The sequence below is a fragment of the Pseudomonas sp. SIMBA_068 genome (genome assembly GCF_046534705.1).
In the GTDB taxonomy this organism is placed as follows: domain Bacteria; phylum Pseudomonadota; class Gammaproteobacteria; order Pseudomonadales; family Pseudomonadaceae; genus Aquipseudomonas; species Aquipseudomonas putida.
This window is the reverse complement of record NZ_JAWRYI010000333.1, coordinates 1-284: the sequence shown is the minus strand read 5'-3', so window position 1 is coordinate 284 and position 284 is coordinate 1. Positions and strand designations below refer to the sequence as shown.

Sequence of the window (284 nt, the reverse complement as noted above, 5' to 3'; positions counted from 1 at the left end):
AGCGTGGCAGGCGCTGGGCGAGATCACCGGGCGCGAACATACCCATCTGGCGCTGCACAAAGAGGACGAGAAGATTCGCTTTCGCGATATTCAGGCGCAGCCGCGTAAAATTATCTCCAGCCCCACCTGGTCCGGTCTGGAAAGCGATCACGTCTCCTATAACGCGGGATACACCAACGTTCATGAGTTAATTCCGTGGCGCACGCTGTCGGGACGCCAGCAGCTCTATCAGGATCATCCGTGGATGCGTGCTTTTGGTGAAAGCCTGGTGGCTTATCGCCCGC

The 284-nt window shown here is 58.1% G+C and carries 1 protein-coding gene; it reads left to right on the top strand.

Annotated features, from left to right (window positions below; all coding sequences use genetic code 11):
* The coding region (locus tag SB756_RS29415) for a hypothetical protein (RefSeq protein WP_410913082.1) at nucleotides 1-284 on the top strand (284 nt) is incomplete at both ends.